20 protein-coding genes are annotated in these 24,276 nt (G+C 58.1%); 10 read left to right on the top strand and 10 right to left on the bottom strand.

Features of this window, described 5'->3' with window-relative positions; genetic code table 11:
- Positions 1-120: 120 nt before the first annotated feature.
- Positions 121-3,207, bottom strand: a complete 3,087-nt coding sequence (locus G536_RS0121455) for an amidohydrolase family protein (RefSeq protein WP_022825661.1) — start codon at positions 3,205-3,207, stop codon at positions 121-123.
- A 460-nt stretch (positions 3,208-3,667) separates the two neighbouring features.
- Here G536_RS0121455 and G536_RS0121450 point away from each other — a divergent pair, with 460 nt between their 5' ends.
- Both G536_RS0121450 and G536_RS0121445 read left to right on the top strand, forming a co-directional pair.
- Complete coding sequence (locus tag G536_RS0121450; protein WP_022825660.1) at positions 3,668-3,862, top strand: hypothetical protein; 195 nt, start codon at positions 3,668-3,670, stop codon at positions 3,860-3,862.
- Positions 3,863-3,992: 130 nt separating this feature from the next.
- Positions 3,993-4,334 carry a hypothetical protein gene (locus tag G536_RS0121445; RefSeq protein WP_022825659.1) on the top strand — a complete coding sequence of 114 codons (342 nt, stop codon included), beginning with the start codon at positions 3,993-3,995 and terminating at the stop codon, positions 4,332-4,334.
- A gap of 101 nt (positions 4,335-4,435) precedes the next feature.
- Here G536_RS0121445 and G536_RS0121440 read toward each other — a convergent pair whose 3' ends face one another.
- Positions 4,436-5,458, bottom strand: a complete 1,023-nt coding sequence (locus G536_RS0121440) for an SPASM domain-containing protein (protein WP_022825658.1) — start codon at positions 5,456-5,458, stop codon at positions 4,436-4,438.
- A 147-nt stretch (positions 5,459-5,605) separates the two neighbouring features.
- Here G536_RS0121440 and G536_RS0121435 point away from each other — a divergent pair, with 147 nt between their 5' ends.
- Positions 5,606-5,968 (top strand): hypothetical protein, encoded by a 363-nt coding sequence (locus tag G536_RS0121435; protein WP_026880459.1) that lies wholly within the window; start codon positions 5,606-5,608, stop codon positions 5,966-5,968.
- Positions 5,969-6,133: 165 nt separating this feature from the next.
- Here G536_RS0121435 and G536_RS0121430 read toward each other — a convergent pair whose 3' ends face one another.
- Entirely contained in the window at positions 6,134-7,615 is a 1,482-nt protein-coding gene (locus G536_RS0121430; RefSeq protein ID WP_084708768.1) for a TlpA family protein disulfide reductase, read from the bottom strand.
- Positions 7,616-7,795: 180 nt separating this feature from the next.
- On the bottom strand, positions 7,796-9,181 hold the full coding sequence (radA, locus tag G536_RS0121425; RefSeq protein ID WP_022825655.1) for a DNA repair protein RadA: 1,386 nt from the start codon (positions 9,179-9,181) through the stop codon (positions 7,796-7,798).
- A 333-nt stretch (positions 9,182-9,514) separates the two neighbouring features.
- Here radA and G536_RS0121415 point away from each other — a divergent pair, with 333 nt between their 5' ends.
- The 6 genes from G536_RS0121415 to G536_RS0121390 all read left to right on the top strand — a co-directional run bounded on the left by G536_RS0121415 (position 9,515) and on the right by G536_RS0121390 (position 16,194).
- Positions 9,515-10,918, top strand: coding sequence for a sensor histidine kinase (locus G536_RS0121415; RefSeq protein WP_022825653.1), 1,404 nt, complete (start codon positions 9,515-9,517; stop codon positions 10,916-10,918).
- Between the two features lie 111 nt (positions 10,919-11,029).
- Positions 11,030-12,691: an NAD(P)/FAD-dependent oxidoreductase gene (locus tag G536_RS0121410; protein ID WP_022825652.1), complete on the top strand. Its 1,662-nt coding sequence runs from the start codon at positions 11,030-11,032 to the stop codon at positions 12,689-12,691.
- 223 nt (positions 12,692-12,914) lie between these two features.
- Positions 12,915-13,775 (top strand): alpha/beta hydrolase, encoded by an 861-nt coding sequence (locus G536_RS0121405; protein ID WP_026880457.1) that lies wholly within the window; start codon positions 12,915-12,917, stop codon positions 13,773-13,775.
- A 318-nt stretch (positions 13,776-14,093) separates the two neighbouring features.
- Positions 14,094-14,933 carry a metallophosphoesterase family protein gene (locus tag G536_RS0121400; RefSeq protein WP_022825650.1) on the top strand — a complete coding sequence of 280 codons (840 nt, stop codon included), beginning with the start codon at positions 14,094-14,096 and terminating at the stop codon, positions 14,931-14,933.
- Positions 14,933-15,535, top strand: coding sequence for a hypothetical protein (locus G536_RS29295; protein ID WP_022825649.1), 603 nt, complete (start codon positions 14,933-14,935; stop codon positions 15,533-15,535). The genes G536_RS0121400 and G536_RS29295 overlap by 1 nt, the downstream gene beginning before the upstream one ends.
- Positions 15,536-15,567: 32 nt before the next feature.
- The gene (locus tag G536_RS0121390; protein WP_022825648.1) at positions 15,568-16,194 is read left to right on the top strand and encodes a hypothetical protein; all 627 of its coding nucleotides are present in this window, start codon (positions 15,568-15,570) and stop codon (positions 16,192-16,194) included.
- Between the two features lie 67 nt (positions 16,195-16,261).
- On the opposite strand, the gene G536_RS0121385 is transcribed toward G536_RS0121390, so the two are convergent.
- From G536_RS0121385 to G536_RS0121360, 6 genes are all read right to left on the bottom strand, one after another.
- Positions 16,262-17,638, bottom strand: coding sequence for a lysophospholipid acyltransferase family protein (locus tag G536_RS0121385; protein WP_022825647.1), 1,377 nt, complete (start codon positions 17,636-17,638; stop codon positions 16,262-16,264).
- Positions 17,639-17,713: 75 nt separating this feature from the next.
- Positions 17,714-18,436: a hypothetical protein gene (locus G536_RS0121380; protein ID WP_022825646.1), complete on the bottom strand. Its 723-nt coding sequence runs from the start codon at positions 18,434-18,436 to the stop codon at positions 17,714-17,716.
- Positions 18,437-18,624: 188 nt separating this feature from the next.
- Positions 18,625-19,704 carry a chorismate mutase gene (locus G536_RS0121375; protein ID WP_022825645.1) on the bottom strand — a complete coding sequence of 360 codons (1,080 nt, stop codon included), beginning with the start codon at positions 19,702-19,704 and terminating at the stop codon, positions 18,625-18,627.
- A 54-nt stretch (positions 19,705-19,758) separates the two neighbouring features.
- The gene (locus tag G536_RS0121370; protein WP_022825644.1) at positions 19,759-20,607 is read right to left on the bottom strand and encodes a prephenate dehydrogenase; all 849 of its coding nucleotides are present in this window, start codon (positions 20,605-20,607) and stop codon (positions 19,759-19,761) included.
- Positions 20,608-20,684: 77 nt separating this feature from the next.
- Complete coding sequence (locus tag G536_RS29290; protein ID WP_022825643.1) at positions 20,685-21,896, bottom strand: pyridoxal phosphate-dependent aminotransferase; 1,212 nt, start codon at positions 21,894-21,896, stop codon at positions 20,685-20,687.
- A gap of 91 nt (positions 21,897-21,987) precedes the next feature.
- On the bottom strand, positions 21,988-22,824 hold the full coding sequence (locus G536_RS0121360) for a prephenate dehydratase (RefSeq protein ID WP_022825642.1): 837 nt from the start codon (positions 22,822-22,824) through the stop codon (positions 21,988-21,990).
- A 434-nt stretch (positions 22,825-23,258) separates the two neighbouring features.
- Between G536_RS0121360 and G536_RS0121350 the strand changes: the two genes are divergently transcribed.
- The gene (locus tag G536_RS0121350; protein WP_022825640.1) at positions 23,259-24,194 is read left to right on the top strand and encodes a tetratricopeptide repeat protein; all 936 of its coding nucleotides are present in this window, start codon (positions 23,259-23,261) and stop codon (positions 24,192-24,194) included.
- The last annotated feature ends 82 nt before the right edge of the window (positions 24,195-24,276 follow it).

Here is a 24,276-nt window from a genome sequence, read left to right as displayed (position 1 = left end):
GCTACGTCTGCCGGGTCTTCTGCTGAGTTTAGCAACGTCAGCAACGAGGCCAACCACCCCAGCGTCGCCTGCGGCGCCGCGTCCCCTCCTCAGCTGAGGAGGGGAGTTGGTCGTTCTTTACTATTGGTCTAGTTCTTTGCCCTCGCCCTCAGTGTCGCAATGGAAGTGGCCGGTTGCTTTGGCCGTTGGCGTTTGGGTGGGCGCGCCGCCTTTCTTGGCGGCCAGCATTTTCTGCACAATCCGCAGCCGCTCCCGCTCCATTTCCTGGCGCAGCACCTTGTCGGATTCAAGGTCGAAGAACTGCCGACCGTCCACGAAGGTGCGCTCAGCGCGCGAGTACACGCTCAGCGGGTGGCCGCTCCACACCACCACATCGGCATCTTTACCTTCCTTGAGGCTGCCCATGCGGTTGTCGATGTGCAGCATCTTAGCCGGATTGATAGTGACTAGCTTCAGGGCTTCCTCCTCTGATAGGCCGCCATATTTGATAGTTTTGGCGGCTTCCTGGTTGAGGCGGCGGCTCATTTCGGCATCGTCGGAGTTGATGGCCACATTCAGGCCGGCGTCGTGCATGATGGCGGCGTTGTAAGGAATGGCGTCGCGCACCTCGTTTTTGTATCCCCACCAGTCGGCGAAGGTGCTGGCCGCTACTCCGTGGGCCTTCATTTTGTCGGCCACTTTGTAGCCTTCCAGAATGTGGGTGAGGGTGTTCACCTTGAAGTTCATCCGGTCGGCCACGCTCAGCAGCATGTTGATTTCGCTCTGCACGTAACTGTGGCAGGTGATGAAGCGCTTGTTGTTCAGGATTTCCACCAGCGCCTCCAGTTCCAGGTCGCGCCGCGGGGCGTCGGTTTTCTTCTGCTTGCCTTTGCCCAACTTGTTGTAGGCAGCCCACTCCTTTTCGTACTCCTTGGCCCGCGTGAAGGCATCCACAAACACCTGCTCCACGCCCATGCGCGACTGGGGAAAGCGCAGCACGTTGGCTTCGCCGGCATTCGACTGCTTCACGTTTTCGCCCAGCGCAAACTTGATGAACGGGTCGGCGCCGGCCACTTTCAGGTCTTCGGGCGCGGCACCCCAGCGCATCTTAATCAGCTGCGACTGGCCCCCAATGGGGTTGGCTGAGCCGTGTAGCAGCTGTGCCGCCGTCACACCGCCGGCCAGGTCGCGGTACAGGTCCACATCCTCGGGGTCGAGCACGTCGCCGATGCGCACTTCCGACGTTACGGCCTGGGTGCCCTCGTTCACGCCACCAATGATGCCGATGTGCGAGTGCTCATCAATAATTCCGGGCGTTACGTGCTTGCCAGTGCCGTCCACTACGCGGGCGTCTTTGGCGGCTAGGCTCTTCCCAATTTTCGAGATTTTGCCGCCTACTAGCAGCACGTCGGTATTCTCCAGCTTGCCCGCGGCTTCACTGGTCCAGACGGTGGCATTGCGAATGAGTACGGTTTCCTGCTGCGGTATGGCGCTGCGCCCGTACGCCGCAAACGGGTAGAGCACCGCCCCAAACTGCACTGGCTCAGGCGCTTTAGCGGAGTCGCGCTTGGCGGCCTGGCTGGCGGCCTCCTGGCGCTTTGCGCTCCACTTTACTTGAAAGTTCTCCGGCAATTGGCCGTCGCCTTGAAAAACGCGCGTTTCGGGGGTGTAGTAGCCAGTGAGGCGTGCTAGCTCTGCGTTTTTAGCTTTACTAAAAGGAAAAACAATGGTAGCTAGCTCTCCATTTACGGCAATCCTTCCTTTCAGAGTGTCACCCGGCGCTAGTGCTATCTTCAATTGGGGAGACTCTGGCTTTCCATCAATGATCATAGCCATATCCGCTCCAATCTTGAACTGATTGTCTTTTACCTTCTCCGTGGTAACCAAGTTGAGCTTATACACGCCGCGGTAGTCGGCGGGCAGGTTGCTGAGCTGGTACCGCTCGCCCTGTATCCAGTTGTCGAGCAGCACGTTGTCTTCGGCGAACAACCGGCTGGAGCACACCAGAAAGTTGGCGGTCAGGCCGGGCCGGAGGCTGCCAACTTTGTCTTGGGCTTTGATGAGTTCGGCGGGCGTAGCGGTGAGGGCCCGCAAGGCCTGCTCCTCGGTTAGGCCGTACTGAATGGCTTTGCGCACGTTGGGCAGGAACTTCTTCTTGTCCTTGAGGTCAGCCGCCGACAGCGCAATAGTCACCCCGGCTTTGGAAAGCAACGCCGCGTTGGCGGGCGCCATTTCCCAGTGCTTCAGCTCTTCCAGCGAAATGCGCGAGGCGTCATACACGTCGTCCACGTTGTAAGCATCGGGGAAGTTGAGGCTGACAACGAACGGCGCACCGGTGGCTTTGATGTCGGCTACGCGCTGGTACTCGTCGCCGCGGCCCTTGATGATGTACTGGGTCTTAAACTCGTCGCCCAGTTTGTCGGCCCGCAGCGCGTTCAGCTTATCGGTCACCTCGAAGAGCTGCGGCAAGCTGCGCTGCTCCTGCCAAGCCTTCAGCGACAGGTTTTGCTCTTTATTGGAGCTGCGCTGGTTCCAGTCGGCATCCAGAAACGTTTGGCGCAGCAGCGCAATGCTGCCCATCAAGGAGCCGGGGTAGTTCTGGGTGCTGGTGCCTTTATCGAAGGAGAAACCGGCAGCGGCCCGCTCTACCAGCAGCACCTCGTTTTCGCGGTGGCCAACGGTGGCCAGCGTCACCAGCGCCGCCGTGCCGCGGGCAATGCCATCGGGCTGCTGGGTGAGCACCGCCCCGAAACCCAGGCGGCGGTACACGTCGGCCTGCTCGTCGTTCACTTTGAACTCGTTGGCAGCCTGCGTTTCTGGGTGGATGGCCTGGTTCCAGTCGTAGGCTCCGGCCTTCTTGCTCTCGAACTGCGGGGGCGGGCGGCGGCCGGTTCGTTCGGGCGCTTTCACCTCCGGCAAACCGTAGTTGGCGGCCAGGTCCACAAAGCCAGGGTAGATGTACTTGCCTTTCAAATCCTGCACCACGGCCCCGGCCGGAATCTTTAGGTTCGGGCCTACAGCTTCCACTTTGCCGTCGCGCACTAGCAGCGTGGCGTCGGTTAGCTTGGTTTTGTAATCGGTGAAAATGGTAGCGTGGGTGAAGGCGTACAGGCCTGGCCGCTTGTCGTACACGCCGTTGCGTGGGTACGTGCTGGGCTGCGCGTAGGCACCTACACCCAGCAGCAGCAGCCCGCCCGCCAGCTTGTTGCGAAGAGTAAAAGTTTGCATTCAGATTGGAGTTATTTGGAAGCAGAACACGCCGGCTAGGATGCAGGCATATGGTCAAATGTAGGACATCAAGCGTAGGCTTACCCACAAGTATCTACCAAATTCTCAACTAAAAGCTTAAATATTACAAGTTACTCAACCCGGAAGCCGCCTGATTGAAATTTCAGCTTCCAGCTGCACGAGTAACAAGGGTGTGTATTATGCAAACTTCACATGAAAGAGGAACGTCATGCAGAGCGGAGCGAAGCATCTCGCGTGCTGACGTTGCAGAGCCAATTCAACGATTCGAGCGAGATGCTTCGCTGCGCTCTGCATGACGACCTTTTACCATGACGGTCATTTACATAGATGCTGGCATCCTAAACCGTCTGCTGTTCACGCAGTTTAGAACCATAGACCAGCGCAACAAAAAATCAAATCCGGGCAACCAAAATGGAAACTTGGTAGTTTTGCAGGCATCATGTGGATTCAGACACTCATCATCGTATTGTTGTTCGCCGGGGCCTCGTTCTATGTGGGCCGCATTTTCTGGCGGGCATTCTTCGACAAATCCTCGGCGGGCTGCGCCAAAGGCTGCGGCGGTGCGTGCGGCACCATCGACGTGGACCGGCTGCAACGCAGCATTGAAGCGGCGGCCACCCGGGCTCCGCAGTAGCGCGGCATTCAGCATTTCCTATTTTCGGCAACCTGCCCCCGTACCGGCTCCGTATAGCTGGCACGGGGGTTTTGTTTTAACCCTACTTTAACGATTCTGCTTTCCTTTCCCATACCGAACTCCTACTATCATGCAAGACAAAGAAGAAGAACGCTCGCTCGTAAAAGTGGAGCAGAAGCTCAGCAAAGACGGTTTCACCGCTGACTTTCGTGTAGAGGGAGGCCGGTTGCACACTATCAGCAACGAGCGCAGCAAAAGCTACGCCGCCAGCGAGGTATCCATCGTAGACTTCTATCGTTTCGAAGGCGAAAGTGACCCGGATGATATGTCCATCCTCTACGCCATCGAAGCCAACGATGGCATCAAAGGCACCATCTCCTCGGCTTACGGCGTGTACGCCGACACCGACACCGACGAATTCCTCAAGCAAGTAGAAGACTTGGGCAAAAACCTCACGAAGGGACACCAGTAAGTGAAATTGTGAGATAGTGAAATGGTGAGCTTGATGTTCTATTTGCGCCACTTGTGCAGTTAGAACATCAAACTCACCATTTCACTATCTCACCAACTCACTTATCCCCACACCTTGGTGCCTTCAGTGCAGTTGCGGCACATTTCTATCTGGTCGCGGCCTTTGAGCAGGGAGGCGCGGAAGCCGCGGTACTTTGGGCCGTGCCAGAGCTGGCGGAAAGTTTGGGTTTGCAGGTCGCCGAGGCGGTATTCGGCGTCTTTGTCGAAGCAGCAGGGCACTACCAGGCCGTCCCAAGTGATAACGCAGCTGTGCCACATCTTCCAGCAGTGGTTGAGCAGCCGGTTCTTGATTTGCCAGTTACCGTTGCCCGTGTTCTCGTAGCGCGAGTAGTAATCGATGGTGGGGATGAGCGGGGAGCCGTTCTGGTAGTCGTAGATCTGGGCGGTTTTAAACCACACGTCATCCACGCCCATTTCCTTGGCTAACTGTCGGGCTTCGTCCATCTGGTGCTCGTTGGGCCGCACCACCAGAAACTGAAACACCACCCGCGGCGTGCTCGATTTCAGCTCTTTACGCCAGCGCAGCAGGTTGCGCGTACCTTCCAGCACCTTGTCAATCTTGCCGCCCACTCGGTATTGCTGGTACACTTCCTGGGTGGTGCCGTCCAAGGAAATAATCAGCCGGTCCAGCCCACTTTCCACTGTGCGCCGGGCGTTGGTATCGTTGAGGTAGTGGGCGTTGGTACTGGTGGCCGTGTAGATGCCTTTGTCGGAAGCGTACTTCACCAACTCTAGGAAGTTGGGGTGCAGATACGGCTCACCCTGGAAATAGAAAATCAGGTACCACAGCCGCGACGCTACCTCGTCTATCGTCTTGCGAAACAGGTCGTCGGGCAGCATGCCGGTGGGGCGCGTGAAGGACCGCAAGCCGCTAGGGCACTCCGGGCAGCGTAGGTTGCAGCTGGTGGTGGGCTCAAAACTCAGCGCCACTGGTAGGCCCCAGTGCCGGGCTTTGCCAGTCAGCTTGCTCAGCGCGTAGCCGCCCACTACCTGCGTTGTGTTCCAGACGCGGCGCGGCGTAGCTTTCGAGAGGAAGTTGAGCGAGTCAGTAAGCAGTGAGGCCATCAGATGTAAAGGTAGACCCTATAGTTGAGTAGCATGAACCATCAACTGTAGTCAATAGTTGAATTCAACCTGCATGGCTAATTGAATTGGCAGAAACCTAACAGTATTGGCCGCCGTTTAAAGAACTCCATCCAGCAGCAAACAGCTATGAAAATTCAAGTTGAAGAAGGACAAGACAAAGGCTTCCTCCCCGACGGCCGCCACACCGTTGAAATAACTGACATTCAGGAAGGTACCAGTGAACACCAGAACGTGCCGTTCTTTGCGGCCCGCATGGAAAACGAAGACGGGTTCATCACTCAGCGCTTTTACACGTCCCCTAATGCCATGCCCATTCTCCTGTCGCTTTACTCGGCCGTAGGCATCCATCCGGAAGCTGGTAAAGACCTCGATACCAAGCAGCTACTCGGCAAGAAAGTATCCATTGAGGTAGGTGAGCACAGCTACGCTGACCCAGCCTCCGGCAACGACCGGAGCATCAAGCAGGCTTCCGGCTTCCGCACCGCGTAAGGGCAAGTAGCTGAGAAGCAAAACGCCTAATAGGTGCGTGAACAACTCCAACGTTCTGCCAGCCGAAAAGCCTTTAGCCCGGAGCGGATTAAGTATAGTCTCGCCTAACTAAAAAGCGCCACCCAATGGATTGGGCGGCGCTTTTTCGGTTTTAAGATTTTGCTCCTATTTAGCAATGGCCTCGGAGGGCATCAGGCTGGTGTAGGTGCTAGCTTTGCCGAATGACTCTTTGATTTCATCAACTGCGGCGTGGCTACTCAGGCGCTTGGGCTTGGTGTTGAGGAAGGTACCGTCTTCGGCCAGCAGGAAATACGCGGGCACGTCTTGTAATGCGTAGGCGCGGGCAATGGGTGAGCGAAGGCCATTAGCGTGTACCTGCACACCCGGCAGTTTTTTGCCAACTACCAGTTGCTTCCAGGCGCCTTCGTTGTCGTCGATGGCAATGTTGATGAACACGATGTTTTTGCCTTCAAACTTCTTGGCCAGTTCGGCGGCGTAGGGTAGGTCGCGCAGGCATAGGCCGCTAGTGGTGCGCCAGAAGTTAAGGTACACCAGCTTGCCCCGGAAATCCTGGAGCCGCACGGTTTCCCCATTAGCGGAGGTCAGTTCGAAATCGGGTGCGGGCGCCCCAATAGCAAAGGATTTGTGCGTTTCAAAATCCTGCTGTAAAACCGGGAAGTAACGGTTCTGCGTGTCAATGGCCTGAAAATCAGCTAGCATAGCCGCCGACTGCTTCACGTGCCCAAACCGGAACGACTCCTGCAACACGCGACCCATAATGACAGGCCGTACTGTGCCGCTAAGCTGCGTTTTGGCAATGTCGTAGCAGACTTGGTAGAAATCGGGGTGGTTGCGCTGCTTGCCCGCTGCCACGGCTGAGTAGTGCACGTAGTTCAGCAGAAACTCCTGATACGTTTCGCTTTTCATGGCGGCCTCGTTGCTGATGAGGCTTTTATCGTTCAGAAAGTCGTAGTAAGTCGGCGTCATTTTCAGCCGGCCCTCAGTGGCTACCACCTGTTCGCGCAAATCCTGAAAGGTGAGTCGGTCGTTGGCGTAGGTGTAGTCGATTTCGGCCTGGGCGTAACGCTTAAACGCCTCACTGAAATGGCCGTCTTCAATGGCATTAGCCAGAAACTTTTTTTCCTGCTTACGGCGGTAATCGAGAAACGACAGAAAGGCGGGCTCATAGAGCATGATGTTTTCGGGCAGCACCTGAAACCCGTCGTTTTCCACAAACTGCTCGTCTACCTCATTGAGGTAGGTATTGGCTTCGGCGCCGCGGCCCTTATACTTAACGCTAGTAGCCAAGTCGCTGCCTTTGAAGCGAATATCCATGGCGTCGCCAGGCTCCAGAAATAGGTCCGTCACGTCGTCGCCGTGCACTAGATCAGCGCGGGCGGGACCATCCAGTTTAATGGCCATCTGAAACTCGCCTTTGTCGTTGAGGCGAGCGTAGGTGATTTGCTCTTTGGGGTCGAGGGGGTTTTCGCGAACTGATATGGCTACCGTATCGGAAGCGCGGCTTGTTACCCGGCCAGTCAGCATGACGGTTCCTTGCGCCTGCGTACCCAAGGAAAAGGCGCTCAGCCCGGCGGCCAGCAGGGCCCCTTTTATAAAGCGAATAGCATACGGCATCTGAGCAGACATTTCAAGCTGATAACACGAGGATAATACCGGTATGATACATGAAAGCAATCAACTCACATGTGCATCATTCGCGGTAAAAGTCAATTCACGTATCGAAGATAAGGCATTTAGGTTGTGATAATCCAATCCAACTAAGGCCTTTTTTTCGTTGTGAATTAAAGAACATTCATTTTGCCTGTTTTATCCAAACAAACCCTGCAATACTTCATCTAAACGGCCAGCTGGCTGCACCCGAATCCCGTAGCGGGACATATCCAAACCGCGCGCGTTGAAATGGGATATGTACATCTCAGCAAAACCAAGCTTTTCGGCCTCACTCAGGCGCTGGTCGAGCCGACTCACGGCCCTGATTTCTCCACTTAGGCCCACCTCTGCCGCCAAGCAGATTTCACCCCGAATCGGCACGTCGTTGAGGCTGCTGACCACAGCGGCGCACACGGCAAGGTCCAGCGCGGGGTCATCGAGGCGCAGGCCGCCGGCAATATTGAGAAACACATCGTGCTGGCCGAGGCGCAGGCCGCTTCTCTTTTCGAGAACTGCCAGCAGCATATTCAAGCGCTTGGCATCGAAGCCGGTGGAGCTGCGCTGAGGAGTGCCGTAGGTGGCGGGTGTTACAAGGGCTTGCACTTCCACCAATAGCGGCCGGTTGCCTTCCAGCGTGGCCCCGATGGCCATGCCGCTGAGGCTCTCGGTGCGCTGGCTAAGTAAAATCTCGCTGGGGTTGCTCACTTGCCGCAAACCCGTGCCTTGCATCTCATAGATACCCAACTCGGAAGTGGAGCCGAACCGGTTCTTAATGGTGCGCAGAATCCGGTAGCTCAGGTGCCGGTCGCCTTCAAACTGCAGCACGGTGTCTACCATGTGCTCCAAGATTTTTGGGCCGGCAATAGAGCCGTCTTTGGTAATATGACCGATAAGTAGCACGGGCACGCCAGTTTCCTTGGCGTACTTGAGTAGCTCTTGCGTGCACTCGCGCACCTGGCTCACCGAACCCGCCCCCGACTCCACGAGGCCTGAGTGCAGGGTCTGGATGGAATCGACGACTACCACGTTGGGTTGCAGCTGGTCGATTTGCTTGAAGATGTTCTGGGTGTTGGTTTCGGTGAGGATGTAGCAGTTGGGGTGCTGCTCGCCAAGCCGTTCGGCCCGCATCTTGATTTGCTGCTCGCTCTCCTCACCTGACACGTAGAGCACCTTAAGCTGGCGCAACGTCATGGCAATCTGGAGCATGAGTGTACTTTTACCGATGCCCGGCTCGCCCCCAATCAGCACCAATGAACCTGGTACCAAGCCGCCACCCAGCACCCGGTCTAGCTCGCCATCTTGGGTGCGGATACGGGGCTCTTCTTCAAATATGATGTCGGATATAACGCGGGGACGGGCCGCTTTGCTGGTGGTCCCTACCGAGGTACTAGCTTTCCAGGCGTTGTTAGCCGTAGTTTCTTCTTTCTGAATTACTTCTTCAACGTAGGTATTCCATTCACCGCAACTCGGGCAACGGCCTATCCATTTGGCCGATTGGGCACCGCAGTTTTGGCAAAAATAGAGGGTCTTGAGCTTGGCCATTGACAGGGGTTGGGAGGAATAGCTATAATGCCGGAACGGGCAGAAAAGTTTGGCAAGAAACAGTTTTTGACACACTGCTGGTGCAAGACAAAAAGTCTCCCTACGTTCAGCTGGGCCGTCGGCCGCTCATGCCGTAGCTATGAAGAAGGCAAACTTTTCGAGCGGTATAATCAAAGAGATGCTTCTAGTCTATCCAGCCCTTTGTTGCCTTACGCTCACTTTGAAAAGCGCCTTCATTCAGGGCGCTATCTTGTTGTTGTATATTTAGTAATCAGAATTGTCCTGCTTTTTTCGTCAGGACCACCGTTCTTGCTGCTTATTCCACGTTTTGCTATGGCTGCTCCGTTGCTTACCCTCGTTGATTTCACTACGATTCCACTGCTAGCCGATTTGCCAATTGAAACGTTGGAATGGCTGCTTGCGAACGGTGAGCAGCGTGAATTCACCGGGGGCCAGACCATTATGCAGCCCGGCGACCCGGCCGAGTTTATGGTGATGATATTCAAGGGTGGTATCCAGTTCTACGCCATTCGCAACGGCAACCGGGAACCGATTTTTCGGGTGGAAGCCGGCCAAGTGAGCGGGGTGCTGCCGTACTCTCGCCTCCAAGTTATTGCGGGACTGAGCGTGGCCATTGGCGAAACGGTAGTGCTGCTGCTCCACCGCAAGCACTTCCCGGAACTAGAGCGCATCAGCCCCGACTTAGTGCAGCGGCTGGTAGGCTTGATGAGTGACCGGGTCCGCAACGAGGCCCGCGGCCAGGAGCGCGACGAAAAGCTGCGGGCTTTAGGCAAACTGTCGGCAGGCCTGGCGCATGAGCTCAACAACCCGGCCGCCGCCATTGTGCGGGCCGCCGAGGCACTGGCTACTCGCCTGCACGCCGCCCCCACCCAGTTCGGCAACTTGCTGCACCATTGCCCCGAGCCGGCCGCGCTGGCTGCCCTTACCACCCTGGCCGCCACGCCCCCACCCACCGGCCCACCACTCTCGGGCCTAGCACGCGCCGACCGGGAAGACGAGCTGATTGATTGGCTGGATACCCAGCAAGTGCCCGACCCCTACACGCTGGCTACCGGCCTACTCGATGCCGGACTAATGCCCGCGCAACTCGAAACGGCCACGGCAGCCCTGCCCGAGCCGTCGCGCCCAGCGGCGCTAATTTGGCTTTCCACCCAGCTTACCATGCAGCGCCTAATTCAGGATGTGCAGGAAGCGGGCGGGCGTATTAGTACGCTGGTTACCAACGTGAAAACCTACTCGCACATGGACCGCGCCGGCGGTTTCGCTCCGCTTGATGTGCACGAAGGCCTGGAAAGCACCGTGAACATGCTTAACTATCAGTTGCGCGAGAAAAACATCAACATCGTGCGTGACTATGCACCCGACTTGCCGAAAGTCAGCGGGCAGGTCAGCAGCCTCAACCAAGTGTGGACCAACCTCATCGACAACGCCTTGGACGCCCTGCCGCCGGGTGGCGAAATCACGCTGCGCACCCGCCTCGACGGAGAGTATGTGCGGGTATTTGTTGTCGACAATGGCCCTGGCATTCCGGCCGATATTCTGCCCCGCATCTTGGAGCCGTTCTTCACCACCAAGCCCGCCGGCGAGGGCACTGGCCTGGGCCTCGACATTGCCCTGCGCACCATTGAAACCCACGGCGGCAAACTGGAAGTTAGCTCCCAACCCGGCCACACCGAGTTCTGCGCCTGGCTCCCCATTGGTGAAATGGTGAGCTAGAGAGAGGGTGAGTTGACATTCTGCTGGCGCAAGAAACCACTAGCAAAATATCAACTCACTCTTTCACTAGCACATCAAATTCACCCTTTCATTAGTTCACAATTTCACCTTATGGCTACCGCAAAAAAACCGATTATCCTGGCAGTTGACGATGATACGCAAGTACTTAATGCCATAGACCGGGACTTGCGCAGTGAGTTTCGGCGCGATTACCGCATTCTGCGGGCCAACTCGGGCGAGGAAGCTCTAACCACCTTGCACGAGCTACGGGCGCGGGAAGAGCCGCTGGCTTTGATTCTGGCCGACCAGCGGATGCCAGGCATGGAGGGGGTGGAGCTACTGTCGGAGGCGCGGGGTATTTTTCCGGATGCCAAGCGGGTACTGCTCACCGCCTACGCCGATACCGAAGCGGCCATCCGGGCCATCAACAACGCCCGCCTCGACCATTACCTGATGAAGCCCTGGGACCCACCCCAGCAGCTCCTTTACCCTACCCTCCACGATTTGCTGGGCGCCTGGCAGCGCGAGTACCGGCCCAAGTATAGCGGCCTGCGGCTTATCGGCTTCCAATGGTCGCCGTTGTCACACGAAATCAAGGACTTCCTGAGCGGCTACATGGTTGGCTTTCAGTGGCTGGATTTCGAAACCAACCCCGAAGCGCAAGAGATACTGACCGCCAAAGGCCTCACGGCCGCCGACCTACCCGTGGTGATTTACGAGGATGGCGTGGCAGTGGCGCAGCCCAGCAAAACCGACTTGGCCCAGCACATCGGGCTTACCCTCACGGCCACCCAGGAGCTGTACGATGTGGTGGTAATCGGGGCTGGCCCATCGGGTATGGCAGCGGCCGTATATGGCGCTTCCGAAGGCCTAAAAACCCTGATGATTGAACGCCAAACCTTTGGTGGGCAAGCCGGTAGCAGCTCCCGCATCGAAAATTACCTGGGCTTCCCAACAGGCTTGAGCGGGTCGGAGCTGGCGCACCGGGCCTGGGCGCAGGCCGTGCGCTTAGGTGCCGAAATTCTGGCGCCGCAGGAGGTAACGGAGATGTGCGTGCAGGACGGCTATAAAGTACTGACCCTCACTGATGGCAGCAAAGTGCGCACCCGCGCCGTGGTGCTCACCACCGGCGTCAGCTACCGCACCCTCGATGTGCCCGGCATGGACCGCCTCAGCGGCGCTGGCGTGTATTACGGTGCGGCTCGCACCGAGGCCCGCTCCTGCGACCAGCAGGACGTGTACATTGTGGGCGGCGGCAACTCAGCGGGACAGGCAGCCATGTACTTAGCCACCTACGCCCGCAATGTGTTCATCGTCATCCGGGGCAAGTCGTTGGCGGCCTCAATGTCGGCGTATCTAATTGAGCAGATTGGCAATACGCCTAATATCGAAATTCTGCCGTTCACGGAAATAGCCGAGGTGTGCGGGCAAGATCACCTGGAAGCGGTGGTGCTGAAAACCAACGGGGAGCTGACCAAGAAGACCGCACGGGCGCTGTTCGTGTTCATTGGTGCCAAGCCTAGCACCGAGTGGGTATGCAACCTTGCCTTGTGCGACGCGAAAGGCTTCCTGCTCACCGGCCGCGACTTGGTACTCGACCCACGTTATGCCACCTCCTGGAAACACCTCCGGGAACCCTACCTGCTCGAAACCTGCGTGCCCGGCGTATTCGCCGCCGGCGACAGTCGGGCTGGGGCAATGGCCCGCGTAGCATCAGCGGTGGGCGAAGGCTCCATGGCCATCAAGTTCGTGCACCAGTATCTGGACGAGTAGGCCGCGTGGCATCTTGCTTGTAAACACTTGTTTTTCAAGCACTAACAAAGGCCATCATACAGAGGCGGAGCCGAAGCATCTCGCGTGCTAACGCTGGAATAATAATCCTGACGTCAGCACGCAAGATGCTTCGGCTCCGCCTCTGCATGACGTCCATATCTGTTACTGTGGGCTTATTCGCTGCTACACAAGTGCTTTGAAATCTGCCTCAAAAAACCACTCTATGACTCGTCTACGCGCGCTGCTTTTCTTGTTACTGCCTTGTTTGTTCCTGTTCACAGCAGTAGGCCAGCAAAGCATCAAGCCGGCTAAAGCTGCCCCGCTGGTAATTGGTCAGACGTTTACCATTGCCTCGAAAGTGCTGGGCGAAACGCGCCGCATCAACGTCTACTTACCCACGGGCTACGCTGAATCCAAGGACTTGCGCCTGCCGGTGCTGTACATGCCGGATGGAGGCTTGGCCGAGGACTTTCTGCACGTAGCGGGCTTAGTGCAGGTATCGGTGGGCAACGAGACGATGCGGCCGTTTCTGGTAGTGGGCATTGAGAACACCGAGCGGCGGCGCGACCTGACCGGCCCGACCACTAACCCGAAAGACAAGCAGATTGCCCTCCGCGTGGGTGGCTCGGCGGTGTTCCGGCAGTTTATCCGCCAGGAGTTGATGCCGGAAGTGAAGCGCCGCTACCGCACCACCGCCGAAACCGCCATTGTGGGTGAGTCGTTAGCGGGCTTGTTTGTGGTGGAAACCCTGCTGCTGGAACCCGACCTGTTCGACACGTATCTGGCCTTCGACCCCAGCCTGTGGTGGAATAACGAGCAACTGGTAAAGGACGTCAGCCGCTTGCTGGATAACCAGAAAGGCACCACTAAAACGCTCTTCCTGGCCACCAGCAACGAGCCCGAAATTGTAGCGGGTACCCAGCGCCTAACCGAAATCCTACGCGGCAAAACCGGGCAGCGCCTTACCTGGCACTACGAGCCCATGCCCCAGGAAACCCACGGCACCATCTATCATCCGGCGGCTCTCAAGGCCTTCCGAATGACCCTGAAGCCGCAGCCGAAAACCGCAACGCCAGCTCGTTAGGTAGTTGCCTGTTTGCCGATGAGCTTACGCGTTGTAGGAAGCAGCGTGTTGTACCGAACCTGGACTTAGGGTGTAGTTTTCAGCACGGCGGGCACATTATTTTTCGGAAACTCGAAAGAAAAACAGAATTGCTTTAGGTTAGTCTTTTTGGCTCGCCTGTAAAGTGCGGCGCGTTTTCAATGGAAACGCTTGTGTGATGCCAGCTAGCGACAAGCTTTAGCACTGCTTAATTCAAAAACCAGGAGGGTCCTACGATAGTATGTAATCTTTGCCTTCCGTTGTGGAGGGCATGGTTTGTTGGTCTTTTGGCCTCCCTGTATGCTATTTTCTACTCTGCCCCAGCTCCGCTGGGCGGGCTGCGTGGCAGCCCTAGGGCTGCTCAGCGGCTGCGAGCTGCTCGAATTCAGCCCAAACGCCTACAACGGCTCGAAAGAACAAAGCAACCTGACTGCCAAGAACTTGGCGCGCATGGCTACCAATCCACTTCGCGCCGGCGACACCCTACGCTTCGTATTTACCGGCGACTCCCAGCGCTTCTACGACCACGCCGAAAAGCTGGTGGAAAGCGTGAACCAACAATCGGGCTTGTCCTTTATGGTAGTAGCCGGCGACATTTCCGACTTTGGGCTGGCCCGCGAGATGCGCTGGGTGGACGACCGGCTCAGCAAGCTCGACATTCCCTACCTCACCGTTATTGGCAACCACGACCAAGTGGGCAACGGTCGGGAGGCATACCAGCATGTGTTTGGGCCGCTGAACTACTCGTTTGTGTACGGCGACACCAAGTTCACCCTCATCGACACCAACAGCCGGGAGTACAACTTCAACGGCCGCATTCCGGATATCGGCTGGCTGCAACAGCAAACCCGTAGCCTCGATGGGGCCAAGCGCCAAGTGGTGCTGTGCCACGTGCCCCCCCTAGATGGCGACTTCGATCCAAAGCTGACCGAACCGTATGCTAAGGCGTTGGAAGTAGCTCCCAAGCTCACATTTGCGCTGAACGGCCACACGCACTCGTTTGGGGTGAGTGAGCCATTTGATGACGGCGTGACGTACATCAGCTCCTACTCGTTTCAGAAAAACCAATACGTGATTCTGACGGTGTGGAACGACGCCAACGACCAACCGAAGTTCCGCCTCAAAACCATAGCTTTCTGATGCGCGGCCTTCTATCCTTGTTCTGGCTGAGTGCCGCCGTGCCCGCACTGGGCCAATCTGCCGCGCCCGATTCGGTGGCTCATCCTTGGTATCGGCTGCACCATGTGGCACTGCAAACGGCGGGCGGCGCGGGTGTGGTGTCCGGCGGGGTTGGCTTTGTAGCCGTGCGCGACCGGCTGGAAACCGACATTCTGGTGGGCTACGTACCGGAGAAATTGGCCGGCTCGGCCCTGTCCATTGCTACGGCCAAGGTACTGTACTCGCCGTACACCGTGCCGCTAGGCCAGAAATTTCAGCTGCGGCCCCTCACCATTGGCATGTACCTGAGCTACACCCACGGCACCATCAACGATGAAGAGCCGTTCCAGTACACCAAAGGCTACTACTGGTTTTCGACGGACACCCGTGTGGGCTTACTACTGGGCGGGCGCTTGAGCTACCTGGCCCCCCGCGCCGCCAACCCTGGCCGTACACGCCGGATTTCGGCGTACTACGAGCTAGGCACCAACGACCTGTATTTGGCCAGCTACGTACCCAACATCAAGGGCATGAACTTCACCGAAATCCTCACGCTGGGATTAGGGCTGAAGATGGACTTGTAGTTGCTCTTACACTCGTTATCAATTTGACACCCATGCTTTTCGATGGACGGCAACTGCTTTTCAGTGGGCTTGTGGTGGCTGGTCTGGCAGGTAACCTACCTGCGCAAGGCCAGTCAGGCCAGCAAGACCCGTTGATGCCCGGTAAAGCACCGTTTTTTCTGACGCTGCACGTAGGAGGCGGAGCGGGCACGGTGGCACTTGGTGGCGGGGTACAGCTGGCGCATCAACGGCTGGAGCCGGAGGTATTGGTGGGCTACGTGCCTCGCCGCTTCAGCAGCAAGCCGCTCACCATCTTTACCTTCAAGGCTACCTACTTGCCTATCCGGCCCACTTTCGGCAACCATTGGCGGGCTAGCGCGGGGGTAGGCGGCTACGTCAACTACACCCATGGCGCCACCATCCGCGACAGTAAAGACCCTAGCACTTACACGCCCGGCTACTACTTTTTTTCCACCAAAGTACGTACTGGCTTGTTTGTGACGCCTCGCCTCACTTACGCTGGTATTGCCACTGTGCAGCACCCCAATCCCTCCCGCGTATCCGCCTACGCCGAACTGGGTACCAACGATCTATACCTGCTCAGCCTTTTGCCCAATAAAGGCGGCATCTCCCCCACCGATATCTTAACGCTAGGTTTTGGCTCGAAAGTAGGCTGGTAAGGATTGGACGAGTGGGTGACTGAATGGAGGCTGCTTCACTCATCTAATCACCCACTTATCCAATCATTCAATCTATTTCCCGAGCTAGGTACTTTTCGCGGGCTTCGGCTAGTAGGCGCAGGATGGTGGCGCGCTTGCGGAGCAATCCTTCCATCAGAGGGCGCTGCTGCCGGAAAAGCCGCAGGGCCCGCACTCGCCGCACCCGGCCGGCCAGCTGGTTCCAATAGCTCAGCGCGTAGAAGCCAGTCAGAGGCAAGCTCAAGGCGTACAGCGCAGTCCAGCGCCAATCCTGGGTGAAATGGTGTACCAGCGCAATTTGCAGCGCGTAGCCGATACTGAACGTCAGCATGCCCACCACCATCATGATGGGCGCCACAAACTCCACTTCCTTGGTAGCCAGCCGGGCCGCTACCGAGGGCAGCTTATAGGGCAGATAATTGTTCACGGCGCCGTATAGATACACCGGCAAACCCAGCACCAGTTTCACGCCGGACCGCAACGCCCGCTCGCCCCGCGTCCGGCCCCGCCGGTCCGACTCCAGGGCTTCATCGGTGAGGCCCAGCCGTTTCAGCTCTCCTAAGTAGGAAGTCAGGTGGGCGCGGGCTTCGGTGAGGCGGCCGGGGTCATGCTGGTCGAAGTAGGCTACGGCTTGCAGCAGCGTGCGGCTAAGCTGGAAGTTGTCGTAGAGCGTGCGCGGGTCGTCTTCGATGAGGTGGCCGGTGAAAGTGCGCTCCAACTGCTGCACCAACTCGTCTTCGGCCGCGTCGCGCGTGATGACGAGGCGCTGCTCCAAGTGCCGGCGGATGTCCTCAGTGAGCTGGTCGGCGGCGGCTAGCGGGTCTTGGCGGTAGGCATCGGCGTAGTCGGCCACCCGGATGGGCGGGGCCACGTTGATGAACACATCGGAGCGGAAATGCTGCGGATCGAAGTAATTGATACCCAACGGCAACACCCGCAAACCCAGCTTGAAATCGTGGCGCGCCTCGGCCCCCAGCGCAATGCGGGCCGCGCCGGTTTTCAGGGGCCGCAGCCGCCGCTCGCTCACGCTGGTACCCTCCGGAAAAATCATGATGGTCCCGCGCTTGTCCAGATAGTCGTAGCACTTGCCGAACGTAGCCTCATTCTGAGCGGCTAGCTGCTCAGGCGTGACGGCTACCCCGCCGGTTTCCACGTCCTGACGGCGGTAGATAGGAATGGAGTTGCCGGACGTAAAAATGGCCCGCGAAATCGGGTTCTTGAAAAACGTACTCTTCGCCAGAAACGCAATGGATTCGCGCCGGTTGGCCGCCACCACCAGCGGGTCCATGAGGGTATTGGGGTGGTTGCTCACCATGAGCAGCGGCCCTGGGGTTTGCAGCCGGTCCCGGTGCCGGATTTCCAGACGGCGAAAAAACACGCGCAGGGCAACCTGCACGAGGGGCTTCATGACGGTATAGAAGAGCATAGCCCGTAAGTACGGCGTAACTCAGCAGATGGCCAAGTTGCCGGGGCCGCTGGCTACCTACAAGATTACCGCCTTCTATAGCTGAAACCGGTAGCGGGCCTGCACCCCCACAAAGCTGGCGCGGGTGGCAATCAGCACATCCTTAACTATAGGGTCGATGGTTTGTCCCTGCTGCCAAGTCGTGTTTTGTAGCCGGTAGTGTCGTAAATCACTTAGCCCGATGCTGGCAATGGCCTGAAGCGCCACATGATGGCGGCTGCTCAGGGCCCACTCACGCCCTGCTCCTAGCCGTACCCCTACCCGATACGACTTGCCATTTATTATCGTACCTGATACGGAAGTACCGGGCCCAACCATATTGCTGCTTTCAATCCCGAAACTCGTAATGCCTCCACCCCCAGCATGCAGCATATCGAAACCCGAATCAGTGAACCAGACGTGCCCTACTTGCCCCGTTGCGTACTGCCGCCTAAGCACCAGAGCGTATTCAGTGGCATACTGTGAAAACCGCATGGTACTCCCCCTGTGCGCTTGAAAGCTGACCCCATATGCGTCTATGCCTACCGTAGCCTGCACAGCATAGCGCGGCGAAAGTCCCACAGCAGCGCCAACCATGAAGCCGGAGTAGAGGTGCGGTACCAGGCCTAGCCCGAAACCAGCTGGCTTGGCCTCCACAAACCGGGCCTTTGTAAGATACATCTGCCCGCCAGCCACCACCGAAAACGACCGTTGCGCAACGGCACTGCCAGATACTAGCACAAGGGCAGCGCCCACCAATAACTTCCGTTTATTCCACATACAGCAACAGGTTTGATAAGCTAATTTGATAGTTCACTACATCGGGCACCTGCTCCTTACAGGAGCACCTACAACAACGAATATATCTGGCGTAAGGTGTTCATAATTAACGGGAAGGGCAAGCAGAAATAATAATTCTGCTTGCCCTTCCCGTTATAGTTCCTGTCAATATCTGTCGTTACTTCCGGCTACGAGTTCATCACCTTGTTCTGGCGGTTGATGGACTCCAAGTGCACGGCTTCGAGGTAGGTGTGCACGAACTCCGGCGAAAGGCCTAGCTTCTCGCCCTGGCGCAGGCTCCGGTCCAGGATTTCGCTGTAGCGGTTGGTTTGCAGGATGGTGATGTCGTTGTCTTTCTTGTACTGCCCGATTTGCTGCGCCACGCCCATGCGGCGGCCAATCAGCTGCATGATTTCATTGTCGAGTTGGTTGATTTGCTCCCGCAGGCCGGCCAGCGCCGTCTGGAATTCGCGCTGGTTGGTAGGCTCGTGGCGCCAAGTCAGGCCCTCCAGCATCGTTTTGAGGGCGGCAGCCGTTACCTGCTGCTTGGCGTCGCTCCAGGCGTTGTCCGGGTCGGGGTGCGACTCCAGCATCAGCCCGTCGAAGTCCAGGTCGATGGCCTGCTGGGCCACGGCGGCGAGGGTGTCGCGGCGGCCGCAGATGTGGCTCGGGTCGCAGATGATGGGCAGGTCGGGCATCCGGCGCTTCATTTCAATGGGCAGGTGCCACATGGGGGCGTTGCGGAAGTCGGTGTTGCCGTAGCTAGCGAAGCCCCGGTGAATCAGGCCCAGGTCGGTGAGGCCCGCTTTGGCTAGCCGCTCCACGGCGCCAATCCACAGCTCCAGTTCGGGGTGAATGGGGTTCTTCACCAGCACCGGAATATCTACCCCGCGCAGGGCATTAGCTATTTCCTGCACCGAGAACGGGTTACCAGTGGTGCGGGCACCTACCCACAGCACGTCTACCTCGAAAGCCAGACAGTCTTCGACGTGTTTGGCGGTGGCAACTTCCACGGCTACCGGCAAGCCGGTTATTTCCTTGGCTTTGCGCAGCCACGGCAGCCCCTTTGTCCCAATACCCTCGAACATGCCCGGCTTGGTGCGGGGCTTCCAGATGCCGGCGCGCAGCATATCCACGCGGCCGGTAGCGGCCAGCTCAGTGGCGGATTGAAGCATTTGCTCTTCCGTTTCGGCGCTGCACGGGCCAGAAATCAGGAGGGCTTTCTTGTGGATGTTGGCCGTTTTCGGGGCAAGTTCAGTCTGGTTCATATGATGGGTTGGTAAGGTTTCGAAGTGGTGAGTGTAGCACGGGCTACAGTTGTGCTAGGAAATGATTTTACGGATGTGGTTGGCTTGTTCGATAGAGCGGCGCAGGCCGTCGTAATCTTCCTCGGCCAGTAGGCGGCGCAGTTCCTGGAGCTGCCGCAGGTGCTCGTCTAGTACATCGAGGACGTTGGTGCGGTTCTGGCGGAAGATGGGCACCCACATGGCCGGCGAGCTTTTGGCCAGCCGCACCGTCGATTCGAAGCCGCCGCTGGCCAAGTCGAAGATACGCTGCTCTTCTTTCTCTTTCTCCAACACTGTGAGAGCCAGCGCAAACGAGGTGATGTGCGAAATGTGCGACACATACGCAGCGTGCAAATCGTGGTCGGCGGCATCGAGGTAGAGTAGGCGCATGGGCAGAGCCCGGAACAGCGTTTCCACGGTCTGCACGGCGTCGGGGTCGGAACGGTGAGCGTCGCACACCACCAGCGTCTTGCCGGCAAACAGGTGTTGCACCGCCGCCTCCGGGCCCGAGTACTCGGTACCCGCCATCGGGTGGATGGCCACGAACCGACCCCGGTTTGGGTGGTCGGCTACGGCGGCTAGCAGCTTCTCCTTGGTGGAGCCCACATCTACCACCACCTGGCGGCCGGTGGCCGCATCGAGCACCAGCGGCAGCACGGTCAGCATGGCGTCCATGGGTACGGCTACTATTACTAAGTCGGCGGCAGCTACGGCCACCTCCAGGTTGGTTTCGATTTTATCAACCAGCCCCAGTTCCAGCGCCCGGTGGGCGTTTTCCAGGTTGGCCTCCATCCCGATAAAGCGAGTGGCCAAGCCCTGCTGCCGCAAGCTGAGCGCCAGGGAGCCACCAATCAGCCCGATTCCAATTACAACTACTGTGTTCATGGCAAGTAACACTTATTCAAAAAGATAGACCGTCATGCAGAGCGCAGCGAAGCATCTCGCGTGCTGACGTTGGGTTACTATTCCTGCGTCAGCACGCGAGATAGTTCGCTGCGCTCTGCATGACGTGCTTTTGAACTAGACACAATTCGTTCCATGGCTTTGCGCAGCAACGCTTCCGGTTGGCACAAGCTCACGCGGATGTAATTGTTGCCGTTGCTGCCGAAGATGCCACCGGGCGTAATGAACACGCGGGCATCGTGGAGCAATTCGTCGCTCAAGGCGTAGCCATCGGCGTACCCGGCGGGCACGGCGGCCCACACGAACAGGCCGGTTTGGCTGGGGTCAGGCTGGCAGCCCAGGGCGTGCAGCAGCTCGAATACCACAGCGCGGCGGGCCTGATAAATGGCGTTCAGCTCCGCGAACCACTCGGGGCCGAGGGCCAGCGCCGCCACGGCGGCCTGCTGCACCGGCAAGTACATCCCTGAATCCATATTGCTTTTGAAGCGCAGCACTTCCTTCAGCCAATCGGCGCGGCCGGCCAGCAGCCCCACGCGCCACCCGGCCATGTTGTGCGACTTGCTGAGCGAGTTCAGCTCCAAGGACACTTCCCGCGCCCCCGGCACCGAGAGTAGGCTGGTGGGGTTGTCGTTGAGGATGAAGCTGTACGGGTTGTCGTGAACCAGCATAATCTGGTGCTCTTGCGCAAACTGCACCAGCCGGGTCAGGAACGCCACATCGGCACGGGTGCCAGTGGGCATGTGCGGGTAATTGACCAGCATCATCTTCACGCCGCTCAAATCCGATTCGGCCAAGGCTTCCAGGTCGGGTAGCCAGCCGCCGGCTTCGGTCAGGTCGTACTCCCGGATGGTGGCCCCGCAGATTTCGGCTACGGCGCGGTAGGTGGGGTAGCCGGGGTTGGGGATGAGCACCGTGTCGCCGGCTTCCAGAAACGTCATGCCAATGTGCATCAAGCCTTCCTTCGAGCCCAGCAGCGGCAGCACTTCCGTGGCGGGGTCCAGGGCTACACCATAGGCGCGGCCGTACCACTCCGCAATAGCCGCCCGTAAAGCCGGCGTGCCCTGGTAGCTCTGGTAGCCGTGCGCGGAAGGCAGGGCGGCCGAGGCCGTGAGGGCGGCCGTTACGGTGGGGTGCGGCGGCAAATCGGGGCTCCCGATACCCAGGCTGATGATGTCGGCGCCCGCCTGGTTGAGCGCGGCAATTTCACGCAGCTTCTGCGAGAAGTAGTATTCGCCAGTGTTGGCTAAGCGCTGAGCAGTGGAGACTTGCATGGGTTGCTGGCTGGTTGTTGACTTGTTGGTTGTTTGTTGCTGATAGGTGGCGGATGATTGTCAATAACAATTGACAATCATCCGCCACCTATCAGTAATACTCGCCGCGTTGATAGGCCCCTAGTACTTGCAGGTCGTCGGTGAGCAGGGTGAGTTCTTGCAGCAGCGCCGGGAGTTGGGCGGCTTCCTCGAACTCGACGTCGGCGTGGAAGTAGTACTGCCAGGTGCGGCCCGGCCGGGGGCACGACTGGAGCTTGGAGAGGTTGAAGCCGTGGCCGGCAATGCAGGTCAGCACCCGGGCCAGGCTGCCGCGCTGGTGGTCGGTGTGGAAATACAGCGAGGCTTTGTTGGCCGGGCTGGTAGGCCGCTCGGGGTCCTGGCGTTCCAGCACCAAGAAGCGAGTGTAGTTTTCGGGGTCGGCGTGAATGTTGGGGGCCAGCACTTCCAGGCCGTAGAGCCGGGCCGCGGCCTCACCGGCTACGGCGGCTATGCCCAAGCTGGTCCGTTCGCGCAGGTGCCGGGCGCTGAGGGCCGTATCCACTGTTTCCACCAATTGCCAAGGGTGCAGGGCCAGAAAATCAGCGCATTGCAGCAGCGCCACCGGGTGCGAATGCACTTCCCGGATATCGGCCAGGGCTTGGCCTGGCAAGGCCAGTAGGTGCTGCCGGATGTGCAGGTACACTTCGCCGGTTACCTGCACGGCCGAGCGCTGGAGCAGGCTGTAGTTGGGCAGGATGCTGCCGGCAATGGAATTCTCGATGGCCATCAACCCGGCTTCGGCCGCGCCGCTGGTTACCTGCCGCACCACTTCCCCAAACGTCGCGCAGGGCACAATTTCGGGTTCGGCACCGAAGTAGTGGCGGGCGGCTAGCTCGTGGAAGCTGCCCGCGTATCCCTGAATGGCAATGGCGGAAGGAGAAAGTGGCATTAGAAGAAACTGGTAATGAGGTGACAGGAAAGCAACTGAGCAATAAAAAAGGCCTCCGGTGTGCGGGGGCCTGGGTTTGCGGGGGTGCGGAGTGGTAGGTCAGCAGCGGCAAAAACAGGCCCGGTTCTTTTGATAAAAGAACAGGTAATAGAAAAAGGTAAAGAAGAAGCTGAACTGGTGCATGAAAGCAAAGACGTAAAAAAAGCGCCTCTCGGGGTCGAGAGGCGCTGGAGTTTTCAGGTTGAAAAGGCTACACGGCGGCTACTCGACTACGCGGAGGCGTAGAAGTAATAAAAGCCAAAAAAGTAGCGGTTCTGGTGCATGTGTTAGTGCCTTAGCGTTGGCAAGGTGGAGAAAGATTTTCGGAAAGTCAATTATATCAAGCATAAATCCCTGAACTGGTACTCCCCTTTGCGCCGTATATAGTGCTACCTATGCTACACCGCTCCCTTCTGTTTCTGCTCCTGCCACTGAGTTTGGCGCTGCCTGCCCTGGCCCAAACTAAACCAGCCGCCACCAAACCCGCCACCACTGCCCCTGCCCCGAGCAAGCCCAAAACGGCTAAGCCCGCCGTCAAGAAAACCACCTCTCCTAAACCTGTTACCAAAGCCCCTACTGAAGCTGAAGTGCTGACGCAAGCGTCGGAACTTATGCTGGACCGCAAGTACGAGTCGGCTTTTAAACTGCTCAACAAGTTCGACCCCAAGCACCGTCGGCCCACCATTGCGCTTAAGCAAACCGAGCTGGCACTGAACTACTACCTCCGTAGCCGGGAGCTGGAAGGGTTCGGGTTCCGCGACTTGGCCCCGCTGGAACGCCTTGATTCGTTGCGCGTCAAGTACACGCGGGCGGCCATTCCCTACCCGTTTGCAGTGGAGCCGATTCTGCTGAACCTGAAAAAGCGCTACCCCACCAACTACAAGCTCGACCGCGCCCTGGGCGACTATTATTACCAGGTGTTACAGTGCGAATGCGCCGAAGCCGAGAAGTCGCCCAAGGCGCTGATGGCGCTGATTAGCCGCTATTACACCTCGGCGCACAAGCACGGCCTCGGCGACTATCTTTCTTACTACGCCTTCGGTTTCGTGCGCATGAGCCAGGGCCGTTTCACTGAAAGCGTGCCGCTGTTCAAACGCTCGATTGAGCTGCGCGGCAATTATCCACTGGCCCATTTCAACCTCGCCTACAGCTACAACGAACTCAAGAAACTACCCGAGGCCCGGGAGGAAATACGCACGGCCGCCAAGCTGTTTGCCGAGGAGAACTCGCCTCTGAAAGAAGATGCTGAATTCATGGCCGAAGACATCGAGCGGCGCTTGGCCACTACCACGCCACCCACCAAAGAAGACAGTGCGGAGAAGAAAAAATAAGGTCTGAGTTGAGCAGTAGCGGCTGTTCAACTCAGACCTTATTTTCCATCTGGCGGTTTCAGCAGCTAGGTGGTACCGTACC

Source organism: Hymenobacter norwichensis DSM 15439 (assembly GCF_000420705.1).
Classification (GTDB): Bacteria; Bacteroidota; Bacteroidia; order Cytophagales; family Hymenobacteraceae; genus Hymenobacter; species Hymenobacter norwichensis.
Note: the sequence above shows the minus strand (reverse complement) of the source record. Positions and strands in the feature narration are given on the sequence as shown.